This is a genomic window from Pseudomonas sp. KUIN-1, from assembly GCF_009176725.1.
Lineage (GTDB): Bacteria > Pseudomonadota > Gammaproteobacteria > Pseudomonadales > Pseudomonadaceae > Aquipseudomonas > Aquipseudomonas fragariae.
In genome coordinates this window covers 5,669,378-5,689,098 of record NZ_AP020337.1, presented here as the reverse complement: position 1 = coordinate 5,689,098, position 19,721 = coordinate 5,669,378, and the positions used below count along the sequence as shown (strand labels likewise).

Sequence of the window (19,721 nt, the reverse complement as noted above, 5' to 3'; positions counted from 1 at the left end):
CGGCAGCAAAGCTAGCGACCTCGGTTGTGCCTGATGTACCGTACGTGACGGTCTCACTGTCGGTTCCCGACAGTTCGCGAGCAAGCTCGCTCGCACGCCCTCCGGGCAGAAGCCCCATTTCCGGGCCCGGTACAGAGAGTGTCGCTACGCCCCCTGCACCAGCCGCAAAACGCCTGGAAGCAGCCTGATCGGGGCGATACACAGATTCTGCCCGCAGGGCGTAGGAGCGAACTTGTTCGCGAACTGCCGGGGACCGGCAGCCAAACCAGCGACCTCGGTTGTGCCTGATGTACCGCACGTGACGGTTTCACTGTCGGTTCCCGACAGTTCGCGAGCAAGTTCGCTCCCACGCCCTCCGGGCAGAAGCCCCGTTTCCGGGCTCGGTACAGAGAGTGTCGCTACGCCCCCTGCACCAGCCGCAAAACGCCTGGAAGCAGCCTGATCGGGGCGATACACAGATTCTGCCCGCAGGGCGTGGGAGCGAGCTTGCTCGCGAAGACGTTGGTCGCAGGTCCGCTCTTGATTCTGGCCTCCGGGCAGAAGCGCCATTTCCGGGCCGGCGCAGAGAGTGTCGCTACGCTCCTGGCACCAACCGTAAAACCCCTTCCGTATGCTCCGCCACATCCTTCTCGCTGAAGCGCTGTGGCAGGTACTCGCCGTTCACGAAGGCCTTGGCCTGATCCGAATAGTGCTTGTCGAACGGCACGCCGCTTTGTCCTACCGGGTTTATCCCCAGGCTGTGCGCCGGGTCGGCGAAGTCGATCAGGCGGCGGGTCGAGGGGCCGTAGCCGACTGGCCACGGGGCAGGGCGGATGCTCGACGACAGGTTGTTCGGCACTTCATGCGTGCCCGGCGCTGCGTACGGGCCGACGTTGAAAATCATGTCCAGCGGCTTCTGCGAACCCAATGGGTGGCCTTGGGTCAGGGTATGCGCCTTGCCCCACACCCATTCGTCCGGGTTGGTGCCGTACAGCGACCTCAAATGCGAAACACTGGCGCGCCAGGCCACCTTGACGGTGTTGGCGCGGCTTTCTTCGTGGGGTGAATTGCGATTGTTCCACCACGGCGAATCGGCATCGGTGGCCAGGCGCGGCAGGGCAGCGTCCATTACGCGGCTCGACAGCAGGGTTTCAAACATCGCGTCGCCCAGTTCGTCGTGAAAGGTCTCTTCGGTCAGGTCGAACAGGAACTGATTGAACAGCGTGGCGCCCACCGAATCGACAGGGTAATCGCCTTTCCAGCTGGCCAGTCGTTCCACGAGTGCCAGTTCGTCCGGGTCGCTGACAACACTGCGCAGTACCGGAATCAATGGCCTGAGAATGCTCGGTGCATAGTCGGTCTGCGTGTCCAGTTGCAGCGCCTTGCTGGCGGCAAGGTCCCACTTGACGCTGGCGTCACTCAGTTGCCGGTTAAGCTCCTGGCCACGTTCGGCCGGGTTGTAGTAGCCGGGAATCTGCATACCAGTCGGCGACAGCGGCTGGAAATTGGCTGAGACGATGTAACCACGCGCCGGGTTTTCTTCGTGCGGGTTGGCGCTGAACGGGTAAAAACCGAGCTTATCGGCCTGCGCCGTGCTGCCGTCCAGAATGAAGGTGGGGTTGACGCCTTGCGGGCGGATCGGCAATTGCGCCGCAGCCCACCAGCCGATATCGCCTTTGGCGTTGGCCCAGACGATGTTGAGGCCCGGCGACTGAATCTTCTCGGCCGCGCTACGCATCTTGTCCAGCGTATCGGCGCGGTTGGCCTCGTAAAAACCGTCCAGCACCGGGTTGGCAGACACCAGAAAAGACCACCACATCGCAATTGGCGCCTGGCCGGCGTTCTTGCCCATCACGTTGTTGACAATAGGGCCGTGCGGCGATTCGAGCAGCGTCAGTGTGACCGGCGCCTGGCCTTTCACGGCGATTTGCTGCTCGGTGCGTTTCATGTCCACCCACTGACCGTGGTACCAGACCTGATTCGGGTTATCCGGGTTGGTCTTCTCGGCAATCAGGTCCACGTCGTCATTCTGGAACATGGTCAGGCTCCAGCCGAAGTCCATGTTGTGGCCCAGCAACGCGAACGGGTTGAGCGCCGGAAAGTGCCCGTACAGCTCAAAGCCCGGCGCCGACAACTGCGCTTCGTACCATACCGAAGGCACCGAGAAGCGGATGTGCGGGTCACCGGCGAGGATCGGCTTGTCGCTTTGCGTGCGGCTGCCGGAAATCACCCAGGCGTTGCTGCCTTCGAACTGCGGCAGGCCAGCGTCTTCAAGCGCCTTGTGACTCAACTGCGCGAGCTGATTCAGGCCCTTCCAGTCGGCGTCGGCCAGTGCCGGTTTCGAGTCGAGCATGCCGTCCGGGTGCCAGTCCAGGTCGAAGACTTTCAAGTACTCCGGACCCAGCTGATCACGGACGTAGGTCAGCAGTGGCTCGGTTCTGAACGCCGCGGCAAAGCTGTAAGCCAGATAGCCGGCGATGCTGACCGTGTCCTCTGGGGTGAACCGCCGTCTGGGAATGCCCAGCGCGTCGAACTCCATCGGCCTTGCGTGGGTGTCCTGATACTGGTTGATGCCGTCGATGTAGGCTTCCAGCGCTTTCCAGGTCGGGGTGTTCTTGTCCTGACGTGCGACATACGCATCCGCGTGCTCACGAATGCGCAGGCTGCGAAACAGCTTGTCGGTCTCGAGCAGATTCGGCCCCAGTACCTCTGCCAGCTCGCCACGTGCCAGGCGACGCAGCATTTCCATCTGGAACAGTCGGTCCTGAGCATGGGCATAGCCCAGCGCACGGTAAAGGTCGGCTTCGTTCTCGGCGCGGATGTGCGGCACGCCACGCTCGTCGTAGCGCAGGGTGACGGGGGCCTGAAGACGGCTCATGGCGATCTCGCCATCACGTACCGGCAGTTTGCTATTTACGTACCAGCCCGCGCCACCCGCAAGCAGGGCGATGATGATGGCTAGAATGAAGAGGCTGCGTTTCATCCGGTTTCTCTGTAAATGGCGTAGGCAGGAATGGAGACTATCGTTGTGACGCAGTTGACTCGATGAAACCCGACACACGAGTCTGCTTGAAACGGCTTCAGAGCGAATTCGGGCGAGTGAATTCGCGAGCATCGCCCAGTGTGCAGACAACAATATGCACGTTCGATGACAGATATCTGCGATTACAGCCGCTTAGCTTGCCATGCCGGAGCAGACAGAAGAATATCGTTACACAACTTTACGAGCCATTTGTTGAAATCTGGAAACCACATGTCCGTCACGTTCGACCCCGATAACCTGCGTGCCAGCCTGCTGCCGCTGAGCGTTATTGACCCGCTTTCCATGGAGGGACTGGCCTATCAGCGCTTCTACGGTCTTGCCGGACTGTGTGGCGAGAACGTCATACGCAGCTGGCTGGGGCGCCTCGATGTGGCGGGCTACGAGGTGGTCGGGCAGGTATGGCTGCCTGACAGCCCGGTCGCTACGCTGTTTCTGTTTCACGGCTTCTATGACCACATGGGACTGTACCGGCATGTGATCGAATGGGCTCTGGAGCAGCGCTTTGCGGTGATCGCCTGCGACCTGCCGGGGCATGGTCTGTCGAGCGGCAGTCGTGCCTGCATCAATGACTTCGCCGAGTACCAGCTGGTGTTGCAACGCCTGCTGCTCGAAGCCGAAGGCCTCGGGCTACCACATCCCTGGCACCTGTGCGGACAAAGCATGGGCGGTGCCATCGTGACGGATCACCTGCTTCATCAGGGCGCAGACTCGCCCGCGCAGGGCGAGGTGATCCTGCTGGCGCCGCTGGTCAGGCCGCGCGCCTGGGGCTGGTCGCGTCTGAGTTATCACCTGCTCAGACCGTTCGTGAACGGCATTGCCCGCCGTTTCACCGAAAACTCCAATGCGCCCGCGTTCCTGCCGTTTCTGATGGCCGATCCGTTACAGCCGCTGCGACTGCCCACGGCCTGGGTCGGCGCGCTGGGGCAATGGATCGTGCGTGTTGAAAGTGCGCCGCGCAGCCTGCGCAGCCCGCTGATCATCCAGGGCGAGGCGGACATGACGGTCGACTGGTCGCACAATCTGGCGATCCTGAAAGACAAGTTCAGCCAGCCGCAGATTCTGATGCTCGGGCACGCCCGGCATCATCTGGCCAACGAAACGCCCGAGCTGCGGGCTCGGTACTTTGATTTTCTGAAAGGGCGCTTGCGTTAGAGTTTTTCAGTTTTGCCGGCCTGCAGCGCCTTTACCTGTCGGCGCAGGCGGGAGTTGTCAACGGCCGTTACAACGAGCATCAACGCCCCAAACACGGCAAAGGCGTCCTGTCCCAGAGAGCTCCAGAACAGCCAGGCGAAAAAGGCCATTACGATACCGGTGGCGAGCAAAGCCAATGAGTCTTTCATACGATGGTGTCCATTCCTTTGACCTCAGGCGCTTGAAGGCCTGAACGGTTTCTACTGTCCGGGATTGAGGCTCGACGCACTCTGCCCGACCGCCAGCCCGGCACGAATCGCGGCCAGAGCGGCCTGGTAATAGGCTTTGCCTTCCGGCGATTCGGCGAAGGTCGAGAATTCTTCGAGCTCAGGGTCGGACAGGTCGCGATAGACGTACAGCAGCGTGTTGTTCAGATCGGCACTCATCTGCGCCATCAGTCGCTCGCGCTGGCCTTCGAGCATGCCCTGCGCCTGGCCTCCGCCGAACAGGCCGGGAATCATCTGGCTCAGGCTGTCTGCGGCAACACCGGCGATGGCAAGGCTGACTTCCGCGCCGGCCTCTCTGGCCGGCAGCGCCTGGGCCAGATGGCCGATCAACAACTGACGCGTTGCGTCCGCTTCGATATGCGGCAGCCCTTGGGCATGTTTGGCCAGTTGATCGGCGCGAGTGGCGGTCAGCTCGGCATTGACGATCTTGCGGCCCAGCGGCGACTGGAAAAACTGCAGCGACGGGGCAGGGTCCTTGAGGCTTTCACGCAGGCGCTTCGACGCGCGCTGGTCCATGGCCTGGGGGGCGAAACGCTGATTGCTGTTATTGACCAGCGCTTGATAAACCGCAGGCGGCAGGTTGTTGCTGTAACGCTGTTGGGCAGCTTTGAGGGCATCGTTGAAATGCGCGCGCTGTTCCGGCCAGCCTGCAGACTTGTACAACTGATCGTAGCTGTCTGCCCAGGCAGGTGAGGTGCAGAACATCAACAGCAAAACAAACAAACGACGCATTGGGGACTCCTGTCGGCAGGCCGCTATTCTCCCGGTGTTGGCGTGGATTTGTCGAGTTATGAGTGCCTTCGATGAATGAAATCTCGCGCGCGTGATACCGCCTGTATAAGCCTCTGTCCGATTTCAGGGCTTATGGATACTATGCACGCCATGCGCATACCCTCTGACCACCCACTGCTGTTACGAATCGTCGGCGATCTGGCCGCCAACGGCTGGTCGCAGCAGAATATTTTCCTGCCCGAAGCTCTGACTCTGGAACTTGAGCAAGAGTGCCGCAAACGTGCAGCGGAAGGTGAGCTCGAGCCTGCCGCGATTGGCAAGGGAACCGCGCTGGAAATACGCGAGGGGATTCGTGGTGACCGCATTCAGTGGCTCGAGCCGGGGCAGGTGCAGTGCTGCGACCGCTATCTTGAGCTGATGGACAGTTTGCGTCAGGCGCTCAATCGCGGCCTTTTCCTCGGGCTGGAAGATTACGAAAGCCATTTCGCGCTGTATCCGCCGGGTGCCCGCTACCTCAGGCATGTGGATCGATTCCGCGATGACGACAGGCGCATGGTGTCGGCGGTGCTCTACCTCAACAGCGCATGGCTACCCGAGCACGGCGGTCAGTTGCGCATGTACCTCAAGGACGAGGTGGCTTACGACGTTCAGCCTGCGGGCGGCTGCCTGGTGGTCTTTCTGTCCGGCGAAATTCCCCACGAAGTCATGCCCGCCAGTCGTGATCGCCTGTCACTGACGGGGTGGTTCAGACGCCGGGGCAACGAGCTGTTCCAGTGACCTGCAGGCTGCGTTCATGAAAACAGTTTCATCAACGCAATGAGCCATTGAGCCTGGCTGCGGTCTATCGTGAGCACTCCTGAACCGACGGATTCGTCGTGTGAGGGTCGACTTACGCCAACTGCAGCCGGAGCAATCATGAAATCCTTATTTTCTGGAACGATGGTCGCCGGCCTGTTGCTCAGCGCATCCATGCTGGCCAGCGCCGCCGACATACCACGCACCGCAGCCCCTGAAGGCGCCGAGGTGTACATCATCTCGCCCAAGGACGGTGAAACGGTCACCTCACCGTTCAAGGTGCAATTCGGCCTCAAGGGTATGGGCGTCGCGCCTGCGGGTGTCGATGTTCCCGAGACCGGTCACCATCACCTGCTGATCGACGTGAAGGACCAGCCGGCGATGAATGCACCGCTGCCGGTCAGCGACAACATCCGCCACTTCGGCAAAGGCCAGACCGAAACCGAAATCAACCTGCCGCCGGGCCAGCACACCCTGCAATTGCTGATGGGCGACAAAGGCCACATGCCGCTCAACCCTTCGGTCGAATCGAAGAAGATCACCATCAATGTGAAGTAGGGCTGTCAGTGCTGGTGTGACGCAGAGCGTCACGAACGGCATTCCCACGCTGGAGCGTGAGGAACGATTATCGCAACTATCGTGCGACGCTCTGCGTCGCATGCCTTTCTGGACGCTCTGCGTCCTCTTGCGACGCGGAGCGTCGTGAACTGCATTCCCATGCTGAAGCGTGAGGAACGATAGGTGCCCGCAAGAACATCGCTCGTGCCCACATGGGGTGGGCACGGCGATCAGATCAGAACAGCACGCGGCTGCGGATGGTGCCTTTGATCTGTTGCAGCTTGGCCTGGGCGAGGTCGGAGTACTCGGCGTCGACGTCGATGACCACGTAGCCGACTTTCTCGTTGGTCTGCAGGAACTGACCGGAGATGTTGATACCGTTTTCGGCGAAGACCTTGTTGATCTCGCTGAGCACGCCCGGGATGTTTTCGTGGATGTGCAGCAGACGGTGCTTGCCAGGGTGCGCAGGCAGGGCCACTTCCGGGAAGTTGACCGAGGACACCGACGTACCGTTGTCGCTGTACTTGACCAGTTTTTCCGCCACTTCCAGACCGATGTTGGCCTGCGCTTCGGCTGTGGAGCCACCGATGTGCGGCGTCAGGATCACGTTGTCCAGACCGCGCAGCGGGCTTTCGAAGATGTCGTCGTTCGAGCGCGGCTCGACCGGGAACACGTCGATGGCGGCGCCGATCAGGTGCTTGTCCTTGATGGCGTCAGCCAGTGCGTCCAGCTCGACCACCGTGCCACGCGCGGCGTTGATCAGGATGCTGCCCTTCTTCATCGCGCGGATTTCTTTCTCGCCGATCATCCACTGGGTTTCCGAGGTTTCCGGAACGTGCAGGGTGACGATATCGGACATGCCCAGCAGCTCGTTCAGGCTCGACACCTGAGTGGCGTTGCCCAGCGGCAGTTTGGTCAGCGTGTCGTAGAAGTACACCTGCATGCCCAGACCTTCGGCCAGCACCGACAGCTGCGTACCGATCGAACCATAACCGATGATGCCCAGCTTCTTGCCACGGATCTCGAAGGAGTTGGCCGCGCTCTTGATCCAGCCACCACGGTGGCAGGAAGCGTTCTTCTCGGGGATACCGCGCAGCAGCAGGATGGCTTCGGCCAATACCAGTTCGGCGACCGAGCGGGTATTGGAGTAGGGCGCATTGAACACTGCGATACCGCGCTCGCGCGCCGCGTTGAGGTCAACCTGGTTGGTGCCGATGCAGAAGCAGCCGACCGCAACCAGTTTCTTGGCGCAATCGAACAGCTCTTCGGTCAACTGAGTACGAGAGCGGATACCGATGAAATGGGCGTCGGCGATCTTTTCTTTCAGTTCGGCTTCCGGCAGAGACTTGGTGTGGTACTCGATGCTGGTGTAACCGGCTGCCTTGAGGACGTCGACAGCGGATTGGTGGACGCCTTCGAGAAGAAGGAACTTGATCTTGCTCTTGTCGAGGGAAGTCTTGCTCATCTGCGTAAACCTGTGTCCCGAAGAAAATTGGCAGGGGGTGGCCGGATCGGCTCTGGGCACGACTCGCGGGGGGCGTATGCTAGCATATGAGCCCCGCGAAACCTCATCCCGAACGTGAACCGTTCTCAGGATGCCCATGAATCGTTCGAGAGTTGATTCAATGACCGATCGCGTTTTGATTGATGAGCTGCAGACCCTGGTTGACCCTGGCAAGGTACTCACGGATGCCGGGTCTCTGGAGACTTACGGCAAGGACTGGACCAAGCAGTTCACCCCTGCGCCGCTGGCCATCGTATTCCCCAAGACCACCGAACAGGTGCAGGCCATCGTGCGCTGGGCCAATGAGCGGCTGGTGGCGCTGGTGCCTTCGGGTGGACGAACCGGTCTTTCGGCGGCCGCGGTGGCCGCCAACGGTGAAGTGGTCGTCTCGTTCGATTACATGAACCAGGTGCTGGATCTGAATCTCACCGACCGCACGGCGGTCTGTCAGCCGGGCGTCATCACTCGTCAGTTGCAGGCGCTCGCCGAAGACAACGGCCTTTATTACCCGGTCGACTTCGCTTCTTCGGGCTCCAGCCAGATCGGCGGCAATATCGGCACCAATGCCGGCGGTATCAAGGTCATTCGCTACGGCATGACGCGCAATTGGGTCGCCGGTCTCAAGGTCGTCACCGGCAGGGGCGATCTGCTGGAATTGAACAAGGACCTGATCAAGAACGCCACCGGCTACGATTTGCGCCAATTGTTCATCGGTGCCGAGGGTACGCTGGGCTTTGTCGTCGAAGCGACCATGCGCCTCGATCGTGCGCCGAAGAACCTCACCGCGATGGTGCTGGGCACCTCGGACTTCAACTCGATCATGCCGGTGCTGCATGCCTTTCACGGCAAGCTCGACCTGACCGCCTTCGAATTCTTCTCGGACAAATCCTTCGCCCGAGTCATGGCGCGCGGTGATGTGCCGTCGCCTTTCGACACGCCGTGCCCGTTCTACGTATTGCTGGAATTCGAAGCGACCACCGAAGATCTCGCCGATCAGGCCCTGGCGACCTTCGAGCACTGCGTCGAGCAGGGTTGGGTGCTGGACGGCGTGATGAGCCAGAGCGAACAGCAATTACGCAACCTGTGGAAGCTGCGCGAATACATCTCGGAAACCATCTCGCACTTCACGCCATACAAAAACGATATCTCGGTCACTGTCTCGAAAGTGCCGGAGTTTCTGGCTGAAATCGATGCCATCGTTGCCGAACACTACCCGGACTTCGAAGTGCTGTGGTACGGCCACATTGGCGACGGCAATCTGCACCTGAACATCCTCAAGCCCGAGAACCTCGACAAGGACGAGTTCTTCGTCAAATGTGCCAAGGTCAACAAGTGGGTGTTCGAGACCGTCGAAAAATACAACGGCTCGATTTCGGCCGAGCACGGCGTCGGGATGACCAAGCGTGACTATTTGACGTACAGTCGCTCGCCGGTCGAAATCGAATACATGAAGGCGTTGAAAGCGGTGTTCGATCCCAACGGGATCATGAATCCCGGCAAAATCTTCGCCGTTTGAGCTGCCACAACCATTTGATCCGTCGCAACAACAAGGTCGCAACAATAAGCAGGCTACCTCTTACAGCCTCAGGAGACGTCATGAGCTACCAGCACAAATATGTCGATGGCACCAACATTCACTTCCCGCTGGGTAAAGTGGTCTGCATCGGGCGTAACTACGCCGAACACGCCAAGGAACTGGGCAACGCGGTGCCTACCGAGCCGCTGCTGTTCATGAAGCCTGGCAGCGCGGTGGTTGCGCTGGAGGGTGGCTTCAGCATCCCGGCAGACCGCGGTTCGGTGCATTACGAAGCCGAGATCGTGGTGTTGATCGGCAAGCCCCTGAGCAAGAACCCTTCGCGCGAAGAAGTACTCGACGCGATCAGCGGCTTTGCGCCTGGTCTGGACCTGACGTTGCGTGATGTCCAGTCGCGTCTGCGTGAGAAAGGCCTGCCGTGGGAGCTGGCCAAGTGTTTCGACGGCGCTGCGGTGATCCCGCCGTTCGTGCCCGCCGAGACCTTCCCTGATCTTGAGGACATCGGTATCCGCCTGACTCTCAATGGCAAGGTGGTTCAGGACGGCAACAGCAACATGATGCTCAACCCGATCGTGCCGATGATCCAGCACATGGCAGCCAACTTCTCGCTGCAGGCCGGCGACCTGATCATGACCGGCACACCTGCCGGTGTCGGGCCGTTCGAAGCCGGCGACCAGGTCGCCCTGGAACTGGTCGGGCAGACGCCGTTCGAGAGCGTCGTCAGGTAAGCCGACAGCATGTTCAGTCAGCGCCCAAAGCCACGCGGGATCACTCCCGGGTGGCTTTTGTTTGTGGGGTGACTGATAGTTCGTCGATTTTGCGTTTTTTTCACACCTGTTCCGGATAATCCGGCCGTCCCTGCAAGGGCACCCCGTCGTCATGAAGTCTCATTTGCTCAGGAACACATGAATGGCCAGTACTGCCGCAACGCCGCCTCGTACCAAAAAACGCTTCGCTTACCTGCGCAACATGCGCTGGTATTCGTGGTTGTTAGTGGTTGCCTTGCTGGGCTATGGGCTGGCGTTCATCATGCATTGGGATGATCGCGCGCTGCTCTGGTTCCAGGAGCGATTCGAGAGCAAGGCAGGCCGTCACGCCAGCATCTGGCTGCCGGACTACCACGTGGATATCGACGCCAAGGTGCTGCCCGGCATGGAAAAGGACGAGGCGTCGGACCTGTCCTATAACCCGGTGACCAAAACGCTGTTTGCGGTCATGGGCAAAAATGCGTTTCTGGTGGAGCTGACGCTCACGGGCGATGTACTGCGCAAGATCCCTCTGGTGGGCTGGAGCAATCCGGAAGGCGTTGCCGTCATGAACGATGGCCTGATTGCGATCACCGATGAGCGCCAGCACAAGTTGACCATCGTTAAAGTGAATGCAGACACCACCACCCTGAACATCGCGGATTTCCCCCAGTACGAACTCGGCAAGTCCGCCAACCAGAACAAGGGCTTCGAAGGCATCGCCTGGGACCCGCAGCGTCAGCAGCTGATACTGGGCGAGGAGCGACCTCCCGCGCTGTACACCTGGAAAAGTAATGGCAGCGACGTGCTGGCAGGCGACAAGCAGCCGCTATCGAGTCGCTCGCTGGACATGCGCAATCTGTCCTCGCTGAGCATCGACCCGCGCACGGGCCACATGCTCGCGCTGTCTGCCGATTCGCACATGTTGCTGGAAGTCGACGATCAAGGCGAGCAGGTCAGCTTCATGACATTGTTGGGCGGCATGAATGGTTTGAAGGATACAATTCCGCGCGCAGAAGGCGTGGCCCTCGATGAGGCCGGTACGCTGTACATGGTCAGCGAACCGAACCTGTTCTATTCGTTTCACAGGGCGCTGCGCAAGCACTGAGCCAGGACGGCAGCTACACAGATCACCGATACACACTCGGTAAACATATAGCACCATGCCATTAAGCTTGCTTTCAGGATGGCATGGTATCAATCCCGTCCGCTCAATCCGTCCGAGTCACCCTTAATGCGCCGCTCTACTCGCTCTTTAGTCCTGCTTCTGGCCCTTGTACCTCTGATCGTTATATTCGTGATCGCCAATCAGCGATACCGCTATGTTGAAAGCGCCCTGTTCGACTGGCAGGTGTTCTGGCAGTCCGACTCGCTTCACTCCATTGGCCTGGATCAGTACCGCGTCGTCACGCAAGCACAGGTGATCGACGGGCTGCATGATGATGTCTCGGGCCTGAGTTACGACCCGGACCGCAAGAGCCTGTTTACGGTGACCAACCAGAACCCCGAACTGGTCGAACTGAGCCTGGACGGTCGCATCCTGCGGCGCATTCCACTGGTGGGATTCGGTGATGCCGAGGCCGTCGAATACATCAGCCCGGGCACTTACGTGATCAGCGATGAGCGCAGGCTCCGGCTGATTCAGATTCACGTCGATGACAACACCAAAAGTCTGGACGCCGCCCAGGCCGAGCAACTGACGCTGGGCATCACCGCCAGCGGCAACAAAGGCTATGAAGGGCTGGCCTATGATTCGGTCGGCAAGCGCCTGTTTGTCGCCCGCGAGCGTGATCCGGTGCAGATCATCGAGGTGCGCGGCTTTCCCAGGACCAACTCCGAGGCTCCCGGCAATCTGCAGGTCATCTCCAATAGCAAACGCGATGGCCGACTGTCGGTTCGTGACCTCTCCAGCCTGCAATTCGATGAGACCAGCGGCCATTTGCTGGCGTTGTCCGATGAGTCGAAGCGCATTCTCGAACTCGACACCAGCGGTCATCCGATTGGCAGCGGCTCGCTGGCAAAAGGGGCGATGGGGCTGAGCAAGGACGTGCCGCAGGCGGAAGGGATGGCCATGGACGCGGAAGGGGCGTTGTATCTGGTGAGCGAGCCGAACCTTTTTTACGTGTTCCGCAAGCCTTGAGCCTGTGAGGGTCATGCCCACCTTGCGTGGGCACGACCGGTTTTATCAGCGCGTCAGGGTTTTCACGCCTTCAGCGGTACCCAGCAGCAACAGGTCGGCCGGACGGGCGGCGAACAGGCCATTGGTGACCACGCCGACGATGGCGTTGATCTGCGCTTCCAGCTCCACCGGGTTGGTAATGCTCATGTTGTGCACATCAATGATGATGTTGCCGTTGTCGGTCAGAACACCTTCGCGATAAACCGGGTCGCCGCCCAGTTTCACCAGTTGCCGCGCCACGTGGCTACGGGCCATCGGAATGACTTCGACCGGCAGCGGGAACGCGCCCAGCACTGGCACCAGCTTGCTGCCGTCGGCGATGCAGATGAAGGTCTTGGCCACCGCCGCGACGATTTTTTCGCGAGTCAGTGCCGCGCCGCCGCCCTTGATCAGGTTCAGGTGCTCGTCGCTTTCGTCGGCGCCGTCGACATAGAACTCCAGGTCGCTGACCGTGTTCAGCTCATAGACCGGAATGCCGTGCGCCTTGAGGCGCGCCGCAGTGGCTTGCGAGCTGGCGACAGCGCCGTCAAAGGCGGCCTTGTGCTTGGCCAGTGCGTCGATGAAGCAATTGGCCGTGGAGCCGGTGCCGACGCCCACAATGCTTTTGTCATCGAGCTTCGGAAGGATGAAGTCGACAGCTGCCTGAGCGACTGCCTGTTTGAGTTGATCCTGGGTCATGCGGGCTCCACGGTGCCTGATGTAGGTAGAAGAGGGGGGATGCAAAAAGGCCCGCATTATAGCGGCGACTGCGCCGCAAAGCCCTGTCATTCGTATGGTCGTCTTTCGGTACGCAGAGTAGACTTCCCGACCTTGCCCGCTTCGTCAGTGATGCCACCCCGATGCTTGAACAGTACGTCAAGAAAATCCTCACCTCCCGCGTCTACGACGTTGCCATCGAAACGCCGCTGCAAGGCGCTCGTCAGCTGTCCGAACGGCTGGGCAATCAGGTGCTGCTCAAGCGCGAAGACCTGCAGCCGGTGTTCTCGTTCAAGATTCGTGGTGCGTACAACAAGCTCGCGCAACTGCCCGCAGAGCAGACTGCACGGGGCGTGGTGACGGCCTCGGCGGGCAATCATGCCCAGGGCCTGGCGCTGGCAGCGCGTGAGCTGGGGATCAAGGCGACCATCGTCATGCCGCGCACCACGCCGGAGATCAAGGTCGAAGGCGTGCGCTCGCGGGGTGCCACCGTGGTGCTGCACGGCGATTCGTTCCCGGAAGCGTTGGCTTACTCGCTGAAGCTGGTCGACGAACAAGGCTTCGTCTACATCCATCCGTATGACGACCCCGACACCATCGCCGGGCAAGGCACTGTAGCGATGGAGATTCTTCGTCAGCAACCGGGCCAGCTGGATGCGATCTTTGTTCCGGTCGGGGGTGGCGGTCTGATTGCCGGTATCGCGGCTTACGTGAAATACCTGCGCCCGGAGATCAAGGTGATCGGCGTCGAGCCGGACGATTCCAACTGCCTGCAGGCGGCGATGGCCGCCGGGGAGCGCGTGGTGCTGAGCCAGGTCGGGCTGTTTGCCGATGGCGTGGCGGTCGCGCAGATCGGCCATCACACCTTCGAAGTGTGCCGCCACTATGTCGATGAAGTGATCACCGTCAGCACGGATGAGATCTGTGCGGCGATCAAGGACATCTACGACGACACCCGCTCGATCACCGAGCCCTCCGGCGCGTTGGGCGTGGCCGGGATCAAGAAGTATGTCGAGCAGCGCGGCGTCAGCGGCCAGACGCTGGTGGCGATTGATTCAGGGGCCAACGTCAACTTCGATCGCTTGCGGCACGTGGCCGAGCGCGCCGAACTGGGCGAAGGCCGCGAGGCGATCATTGCCGTGACCATCCCCGAGCAACCGGGCAGCTTCAAGGCGTTCTGCGAGGCCATCGGCAAGCGGCAGATCACCGAATTCAACTACCGCTACCACACTGATCGCGAGGCGCACATCTTCGTCGGCGTGCAGACCCATCCCGAGAACGACCCACGCAGCGCCCTGATCGCCAGCCTGACCGGACAGGGTTTCCCGGTGCTGGACCTGACCGACAACGAACTGGCCAAACTGCACATCCGCCACATGGTCGGCGGGCATGCCGAGCGTGTCGACGATGAAGTGGTGCTGCGCTTCGAGTTCCCGGAGCGACCGGGCGCGCTGTTCAACTTCCTCAACTGCCTGGGCGGGCGCTGGACCATCTCGATGTTCCACTACCGCAACCACGGCGCAGCCGATGGCCGAGTGGTTGCCGGGCTGGTAGTGCCGGAGGAAGAGCGGCATCTGGTCGGCGCTGCGCTGGACGAGATTGGTTACCGGTATTGGGACGAAAGCGAGAACCCGGCTTACCGGTTGTTTCTGGGCTGAGGCCGAGGATATCTCTCGTTCCTCACGCTCCGCGTCACAAGAGGACGCAGAGCGTCCAGACCGGCGTACCCACGCGGAGCATGGGCACGATGGTGATCTGACTGACGACTATCGTTCCTCACGCTCCAGCGTGGGAATGCAGTTCACGACGCTCCGCGTCGCAAGAGGACGCGGAGCGTCCAGACCGGTGTACCCACGCGGAGCATGGGCACGATGGTGATCTGACTGACGACTATCGTTCCTCACGCTCCAGCGTGGGAATGCAGTTCACGACGCTCTGCGTCGCAAGAGGACGCGGAGCGTCCAGACCGGTGTAACCACCGGAGCACGGGCGCGATGGCGCTTAAGGCGCGATTCTAGTGTCCACACTGCTAAACTCACCCAAGCCCGATTCCAGAGGAACACCGCGTCATGGAACCCATCACCACCCTTAATACCTTGCACATCGTCGCCATCGCGTTGTTGCTGATCAGCGCGCTGGTGTTGGCCAGCGGGGTGATCAAGGTGCGTCTTGAAGGCGACACGACCGTGCAGAATCGCCTGCTCAAGCGGCCACTGCTGTTTTTCTGGGTGTTGATGGCCGTGTGCCTGGCGACGCTGCCGTTCAGTGGCTGGTGGCTGGTGCATTTGAAAGGCCTGTCACTGGGCCAGACCTGGGTGCTGGGCAGCAGCGTGCTTTACACCCTGGGGCTGTGCAGTTGGGTCTGGCTGGTGGCCAGGCTCAACCGGTTGCGTCTCGGTGCCCAAGGCGGCAAGCGCGGCTTTACCCTGGCGCTGACGGTGATCAGCCTCGTGTGCTTCGTGGCGATGGCCGGTCTGACGGGCTTCAAACCGGCCTGAGTATTGCCAGCACTCAGTGACGCAGGGTAATTACCGGCCAGCCGCGTCGCTCGGCTTCGGCACGCAATTTATCGTCCGGATCGACCGCAACCGGGTTGGCCACCTGCTCCAGCAGAGGCAGGTCGTTCATCGAATCACTGTAGAAATAGCTGTCCTCAAGGCTGAACGCGTTGTCTTGCAGCCACTGATTGAGGCGTGTCACCTTGCCTTCACGGAAGCAGGGCACACCTGTGGTGCGGCCGGTATAGCGGCCGTCAGCCATCTCGCATTCGGTCGCCAGCAGGGTATCGATCCCCAGTCGCGCCACGATAGGTGCCGTCACAAAGCGGTTGGTGGCGGTAATCACCACCAGCTTGTCGCCGGCCTCGCGGTGTTTGGCGATCAATTCCAGCGCCTTGGGCAGCATCATCGGTTCGATGCAGTCGCGCATGAACTCGCGATGCCACTGCTCGAGCTGCGCCATGTCAGTGTTGCCCAGAATCTCCAGGGTAAAATTCAGGTAATCGGTCATGTTCAGCGTGCCGGCCAGGTAATCCTGATAGAACTCGTCGTTGCGGGTTTTGTAGGTCGCGGCATCAAGGATCCCGCGCCGGCACAGGTAATCGCCCCAGGCGTGATCGCTGTCGCCGCCCAGAAGGGTGTTGTCGAGGTCGAATAAAGCCAGACGCATAGGGTTACTCGCTGAAATAGTTGAAAAAAGAGCCCCAGAATACGAGGTTTTCACAAGTCTTCACATAAGGTGATAAGCCTCGTTGCTGGTTTGATCGCCTTTGTGGAACAATGCGGCGACATGCGTTTGCGAGGTTGTTGCCGTGATCGACCCCGATGGTTTCCGTCCTAATGTCGGGATTATTCTGACAAACGATGCTGGTCAGGTCCTATGGGCTCGGCGTATTAACCAGGATGCCTGGCAGTTTCCTCAAGGGGGTATCAACCCGCAGGAGACGCCGGAAGACGCGCTTTATCGCGAATTGAATGAAGAAGTCGGTCTGGAACGACATGATGTGCAAATACTTGCCTGCACTCGGGGCTGGTTGCGCTATCGTCTGCCGCAAAGACTGGTCCGTACCCACAGCCAGCCGCTGTGTATCGGCCAGAAGCAAAAATGGTTTCTCCTGCGCCTGATCTCCAACGAGCAGCGGGTGCGGATGGATTTGACCGGTAAACCGGAGTTCGATGGCTGGCGCTGGGTCAGCTATTGGTATCCGTTAGGCCAGGTGGTGACATTCAAGCGCGAGGTGTATCGACGCGCACTCAAAGAGCTTGCCCCGCGCCTCTTATCGCGCGACTGACACGGAGTTCGACCCCGAGCCATGCTCAATACGCTGCGCAAGATCGTCCAGGAAGTTAACTCCGCCAAGGATCTCAAGGCGGCGTTGGGCATTATTGTGTTGCGCGTCAAGGAGGCCATGGGCAGCCAGGTCTGCTCGGTCTACCTGCTCGATGCCGAGGTCAACCGCTTTGTCCTGATGGCTTCCGAAGGCCTCAACAAGCGCTCCATCGGCAAAGTCAGCATGGCACCGAATGAAGGCCTGGTCGGTCTGGTCGGTACGCGCGAAGAACCGCTGAATCTCGAAAACGCCGCAGATCACCCTCGTTATCGCTATTTCGCCGAAACCGGTGAAGAACGCTACGCCTCGTTCCTGGGCGCGCCGATCATTCACCACCGGCGTGTGGTCGGCGTATTGGTCATCCAGCAAAAGGAGCGCCGGCAGTTCGACGAGGGCGAAGAAGCCTTCCTGGTCACCATGAGCGCGCAACTGGCGGGCGTTATCGCGCATGCCGAAGCGACCGGCTCGATCCGCGGTCTGGGTCGTCAGGGCAAGGGCATTCAGGAAGCCAAGTTCGTCGGTGTCGCCGGTTCGCCGGGTGCTGCGGTCGGTGTCGCCGTGGTCATGCTGCCGCCAGCCGATCTGGAAGTGGTCCCCGACAAGACCGTCACTGACATCGCCGCCGAACTGGCGTTGTTCCAGAACGCGCTGGAAGGCGTACGCGGTGACATGCGCACCCTGTCAGCCAAGCTGGCCACTCAGTTGCGTCCCGAAGAGCGGGCGCTGTTCGATGTCTACCTGATGATGCTCGACGACGCCTCGCTAGGCAGCGAAGTGACCGACGTGATCAAGACCGGCCAATGGGCGCAGGGTGCCTTGCGCTCGGTGGTCAGTGAGCACGTCAAACGTTTCGAACTGATGGACGATGCCTATCTGCGCGAGCGGGCGTCGGACGTCAAGGACCTGGGCCGCCGTCTGCTGGCCTATCTCCAGGAAGCGCGGCAACAGGCGCTGGTCTATCCCGACAACACGATTCTGGTGAGTGAAGAGCTGACCCCGGCGATGCTCGGCGAGGTGCCAGAAGGCAAACTGGTCGGCCTGGTGTCGGTTCAGGGATCCGGCAACTCCCACGTCGCGATTCTGGCGCGGGCCATGGGCATTCCCACGGTCATGGGCCTGGTGGACTTCCCTTACTCCAAGGTCGATGGCATCGATCTGGTGGTCGACGGCTATCACGGCGAAGTCTTCACCAACCCCAGCGAAATCATGCGCAAGCAGTTCGGCAAGGTGGTGGAGGAGGAGCGTCAGCTCTCCCAGGGCCTGGATGCACTGCGCGAACTGCCTTGCGTGACCCTCGACGGGCATCGCATGCCGCTGTGGGTCAACACCGGCCTGCTGGCCGACGTGGCGCGTGCGCAACAGCGAGGCGCCGAAGGGGTGGGCCTGTACCGCACCGAAGTGCCGTTCATGATCAACCAGCGCTTCCCGAGCGAAAAAGAACAGCTGGCGATCTACCGCGAGCAACTGGCCGCCTTCCATCCACTGCCGGTGACCATGCGCAGCCTGGACATCGGTGGCGACAAGTCGCTGTCCTACTTCCCGATCAAGGAAGACAACCCGTTTCTCGGCTGGCGCGGTATTCGCGTCACCCTCGACCACCCGGAAATCTTCCTGGTCCAGACCCGCGCGATGCTCAAGGCCAGCGAGGGCCTGAATAACCTGCGCATCTTGCTGCCGATGATCTCCAGCACCCATGAAGTGGAAGAAGCGCTGCACCTGATCCACCGTGCGTGGGGCGAAGTGCGCGACGAAGGCACCGACGTGCCGATGCCGCCCGTGGGCGTAATGATCGAAGTGCCGGCTGCGGTCTATCAGACCCGCGACCTGGCGCGGCAGGTAGACTTCCTCTCGGTGGGTTCGAACGACCTGACCCAATACCTGCTGGCGGTCGACCGCAACAACCCGCGTGTGGCCGATCTCTACGATTACCTGCACCCGGCGGTGCTTCAGGCGCTGCAAAGCGTGGTGCGTGATGCCCACGCCGAGGGCAAACCGGTGAGCATCTGCGGCGAAATGGCGGGTGATCCGGCAGCAGCGGTGCTGTTGATGGCGATGGGTTTCGACAGCCTGTCGATGAACGCCACCAACCTGCCGAAAGTGAAATGGATGCTGCGCCAGATCAACCTCAGCAAGGCCAAGGAACTGCTGGCGCAACTGATGACCAACGACAACCCGCAGGTCATCAGCAGCTCCCTGCAACTGGCACTGAAAAACCTCGGCCTGTCGCGGATGATCAACCCCAGCTCGGTCAAAGGGCACTAAGCGCTACTAATGCTTTCGTGAGCTCACTCCCACAGGGAGTGCACATCGCCCCTGTAGGAGCGAACTTGTTCGCGAAGAGGCCGACATGATCGCCGAAAACGTATCGTCTGAAGACACCGTCTTCGCGAACAAGCGAAGCGTCGCCCGGTGCGCTCCAACGCCCTCTCATTCCCACAGGGAGTACACATTGCCCCTGTAGGAGCGAACTTGTTCGCGAAGAGGCCGGCATGATCGCCGAAAACGTACCGTCTGCGCGAATAAGCCAGGCGTCGCCCGGTGCGCTCCTACGTCCTGCGGGCAGAAGCCTGAAAGGCACGTATTCAGTGCTCTCCAAGACCTGTACATAACGCTGCGCGTGGAAGCGATAACCATATGACTAGGCACACCAGGCGCATCTTTTTTCACTTCGTTCAGGCGGCTTCCATCGGTCGCCGCTAGAGCATCCT

The 19,721-nt window shown here is 60.6% G+C and carries 17 protein-coding genes; 11 read left to right on the top strand and 6 right to left on the bottom strand.

The window, feature by feature from the left end:
- Positions 1–574 precede the first annotated feature (574 nt).
- On the bottom strand, positions 575–2,962 hold the full coding sequence (locus KUIN1_RS25810) for a penicillin acylase family protein (RefSeq protein ID WP_152092390.1): 2,388 nt from the start codon (positions 2,960–2,962) through the stop codon (positions 575–577).
- 270 nt (positions 2,963–3,232) lie between these two features.
- On the opposite strand from KUIN1_RS25810, the gene KUIN1_RS25805 reads away from it, so the two are divergent.
- Entirely contained in the window at positions 3,233–4,174 is a 942-nt protein-coding gene (locus KUIN1_RS25805) for an alpha/beta hydrolase (RefSeq protein WP_024640575.1), read from the top strand.
- Here the strand turns inward: KUIN1_RS25805 and KUIN1_RS25800 are convergent.
- Both KUIN1_RS25800 and KUIN1_RS25795 read right to left on the bottom strand, forming a co-directional pair.
- Positions 4,171–4,362: a hypothetical protein gene (locus tag KUIN1_RS25800; protein ID WP_024640574.1), complete on the bottom strand. Its 192-nt coding sequence runs from the start codon at positions 4,360–4,362 to the stop codon at positions 4,171–4,173. The two genes, KUIN1_RS25805 and KUIN1_RS25800, sit on opposite strands and share 4 nt — an antisense overlap.
- A 51-nt stretch (positions 4,363–4,413) precedes the next feature.
- Entirely contained in the window at positions 4,414–5,172 is a 759-nt protein-coding gene (locus KUIN1_RS25795; protein ID WP_003420191.1) for a DUF2059 domain-containing protein, read from the bottom strand.
- Between the two features lie 141 nt (positions 5,173–5,313).
- On the opposite strand from KUIN1_RS25795, the gene KUIN1_RS25790 reads away from it, so the two are divergent.
- Both KUIN1_RS25790 and KUIN1_RS25785 read left to right on the top strand, forming a co-directional pair.
- A complete protein-coding gene (locus KUIN1_RS25790; protein ID WP_162886057.1) occupies positions 5,314–5,949 on the top strand; it encodes a 2OG-Fe(II) oxygenase in 636 nt (211 codons plus the stop codon).
- A gap of 138 nt (positions 5,950–6,087) precedes the next feature.
- Positions 6,088–6,525, top strand: a complete 438-nt coding sequence (locus tag KUIN1_RS25785) for a DUF4399 domain-containing protein (protein ID WP_011269266.1) — start codon at positions 6,088–6,090, stop codon at positions 6,523–6,525.
- A 235-nt stretch (positions 6,526–6,760) separates the two neighbouring features.
- Here the strand turns inward: KUIN1_RS25785 and serA are convergent, their stop codons facing one another.
- Positions 6,761–7,990 carry a phosphoglycerate dehydrogenase gene (gene serA / locus KUIN1_RS25775; RefSeq protein ID WP_002555754.1) on the bottom strand — a complete coding sequence of 410 codons (1,230 nt, stop codon included), beginning with the start codon at positions 7,988–7,990 and terminating at the stop codon, positions 6,761–6,763.
- Between the two features lie 160 nt (positions 7,991–8,150).
- On the opposite strand from serA, the gene KUIN1_RS25770 reads away from it, so the two are divergent.
- The 4 genes from KUIN1_RS25770 to KUIN1_RS25755 all read left to right on the top strand — a co-directional run bounded on the left by KUIN1_RS25770 (position 8,151) and on the right by KUIN1_RS25755 (position 12,449).
- Entirely contained in the window at positions 8,151–9,545 is a 1,395-nt protein-coding gene (locus KUIN1_RS25770) for an FAD-binding oxidoreductase (protein WP_162886633.1), read from the top strand.
- Positions 9,546–9,625: 80 nt separating this feature from the next.
- On the top strand, positions 9,626–10,291 hold the full coding sequence (locus KUIN1_RS25765; RefSeq protein WP_152092389.1) for a fumarylacetoacetate hydrolase family protein: 666 nt from the start codon (positions 9,626–9,628) through the stop codon (positions 10,289–10,291).
- Positions 10,292–10,472: 181 nt separating this feature from the next.
- Positions 10,473–11,417 carry an SdiA-regulated domain-containing protein gene (locus tag KUIN1_RS25760; RefSeq protein WP_003397170.1) on the top strand — a complete coding sequence of 315 codons (945 nt, stop codon included), beginning with the start codon at positions 10,473–10,475 and terminating at the stop codon, positions 11,415–11,417.
- A gap of 126 nt (positions 11,418–11,543) precedes the next feature.
- Positions 11,544–12,449, top strand: a complete 906-nt coding sequence (locus tag KUIN1_RS25755; RefSeq protein ID WP_024641946.1) for an SdiA-regulated domain-containing protein — start codon at positions 11,544–11,546, stop codon at positions 12,447–12,449.
- 45 nt (positions 12,450–12,494) lie between these two features.
- Here the strand turns inward: KUIN1_RS25755 and rpiA are convergent, their stop codons facing one another.
- A complete protein-coding gene (gene rpiA, locus KUIN1_RS25750) occupies positions 12,495–13,166 on the bottom strand; it encodes a ribose-5-phosphate isomerase RpiA (protein WP_003397175.1) in 672 nt (223 codons plus the stop codon).
- A 161-nt stretch (positions 13,167–13,327) separates the two neighbouring features.
- Here rpiA and ilvA point away from each other — a divergent pair, with 161 nt between their 5' ends.
- Positions 13,328–14,842 carry a threonine ammonia-lyase, biosynthetic gene (gene ilvA, locus KUIN1_RS25745; protein ID WP_152092388.1) on the top strand — a complete coding sequence of 505 codons (1,515 nt, stop codon included), beginning with the start codon at positions 13,328–13,330 and terminating at the stop codon, positions 14,840–14,842.
- Positions 14,843–15,253: 411 nt separating this feature from the next.
- On the top strand, positions 15,254–15,682 hold the full coding sequence (locus KUIN1_RS25735; RefSeq protein ID WP_011269259.1) for a DUF2269 family protein: 429 nt from the start codon (positions 15,254–15,256) through the stop codon (positions 15,680–15,682).
- A 13-nt stretch (positions 15,683–15,695) separates the two neighbouring features.
- On the opposite strand, the gene KUIN1_RS25730 is transcribed toward KUIN1_RS25735, so the two are convergent.
- Complete coding sequence (locus KUIN1_RS25730; protein ID WP_011269258.1) at positions 15,696–16,352, bottom strand: HAD family hydrolase; 657 nt, start codon at positions 16,350–16,352, stop codon at positions 15,696–15,698.
- A 142-nt stretch (positions 16,353–16,494) separates the two neighbouring features.
- On the opposite strand from KUIN1_RS25730, the gene KUIN1_RS25725 reads away from it, so the two are divergent.
- Together KUIN1_RS25725 and ptsP are read left to right on the top strand one after the other, a co-directional pair.
- Positions 16,495–16,974: an RNA pyrophosphohydrolase gene (locus tag KUIN1_RS25725; protein WP_002555745.1), complete on the top strand. Its 480-nt coding sequence runs from the start codon at positions 16,495–16,497 to the stop codon at positions 16,972–16,974.
- 21 nt (positions 16,975–16,995) lie between these two features.
- A complete protein-coding gene (gene ptsP / locus KUIN1_RS25720) occupies positions 16,996–19,275 on the top strand; it encodes a phosphoenolpyruvate--protein phosphotransferase (RefSeq protein WP_003420161.1) in 2,280 nt (759 codons plus the stop codon).
- Positions 19,276–19,721: the final 446 nt, after the last annotated feature.

Bases quoted from the DNA above. Each gene is read 5' to 3' on its own strand.
- KUIN1_RS25760 (WP_003397170.1), top strand. From the start codon at position 10,473: ATGGCCAGTACTGCCGCAACGCCGCCTCGTACCAAAAAACGCTTCGCT.
- KUIN1_RS25730 (WP_011269258.1), bottom strand. From the start codon at position 16,352: ATGCGTCTGGCTTTATTCGACCTCGACAACACCCTTCTGGGCGGCGAC.
- serA (WP_002555754.1), bottom strand. From the start codon at position 7,990: ATGAGCAAGACTTCCCTCGACAAGAGCAAGATCAAGTTCCTTCTTCTC.
- KUIN1_RS25735 (WP_011269259.1), top strand. From the start codon at position 15,254: ATGGAACCCATCACCACCCTTAATACCTTGCACATCGTCGCCATCGCG.
- KUIN1_RS25755 (WP_024641946.1), top strand. From the start codon at position 11,544: ATGCGCCGCTCTACTCGCTCTTTAGTCCTGCTTCTGGCCCTTGTACCT.
- KUIN1_RS25800 (WP_024640574.1), bottom strand. From the start codon at position 4,362: ATGAAAGACTCATTGGCTTTGCTCGCCACCGGTATCGTAATGGCCTTT.
- rpiA (WP_003397175.1), bottom strand. From the start codon at position 13,166: ATGACCCAGGATCAACTCAAACAGGCAGTCGCTCAGGCAGCTGTCGAC.
- ptsP (WP_003420161.1), top strand. From the start codon at position 16,996: ATGCTCAATACGCTGCGCAAGATCGTCCAGGAAGTTAACTCCGCCAAG.
- KUIN1_RS25785 (WP_011269266.1), top strand. From the start codon at position 6,088: ATGAAATCCTTATTTTCTGGAACGATGGTCGCCGGCCTGTTGCTCAGC.
- ilvA (WP_152092388.1), top strand. From the start codon at position 13,328: ATGCTTGAACAGTACGTCAAGAAAATCCTCACCTCCCGCGTCTACGAC.
- KUIN1_RS25805 (WP_024640575.1), top strand. From the start codon at position 3,233: ATGTCCGTCACGTTCGACCCCGATAACCTGCGTGCCAGCCTGCTGCCG.
- KUIN1_RS25810 (WP_152092390.1), bottom strand. From the start codon at position 2,962: ATGAAACGCAGCCTCTTCATTCTAGCCATCATCATCGCCCTGCTTGCG.
- KUIN1_RS25770 (WP_162886633.1), top strand. From the start codon at position 8,151: ATGACCGATCGCGTTTTGATTGATGAGCTGCAGACCCTGGTTGACCCT.
- KUIN1_RS25795 (WP_003420191.1), bottom strand. From the start codon at position 5,172: ATGCGTCGTTTGTTTGTTTTGCTGTTGATGTTCTGCACCTCACCTGCC.
- KUIN1_RS25790 (WP_162886057.1), top strand. From the start codon at position 5,314: ATGCACGCCATGCGCATACCCTCTGACCACCCACTGCTGTTACGAATC.
- KUIN1_RS25765 (WP_152092389.1), top strand. From the start codon at position 9,626: ATGAGCTACCAGCACAAATATGTCGATGGCACCAACATTCACTTCCCG.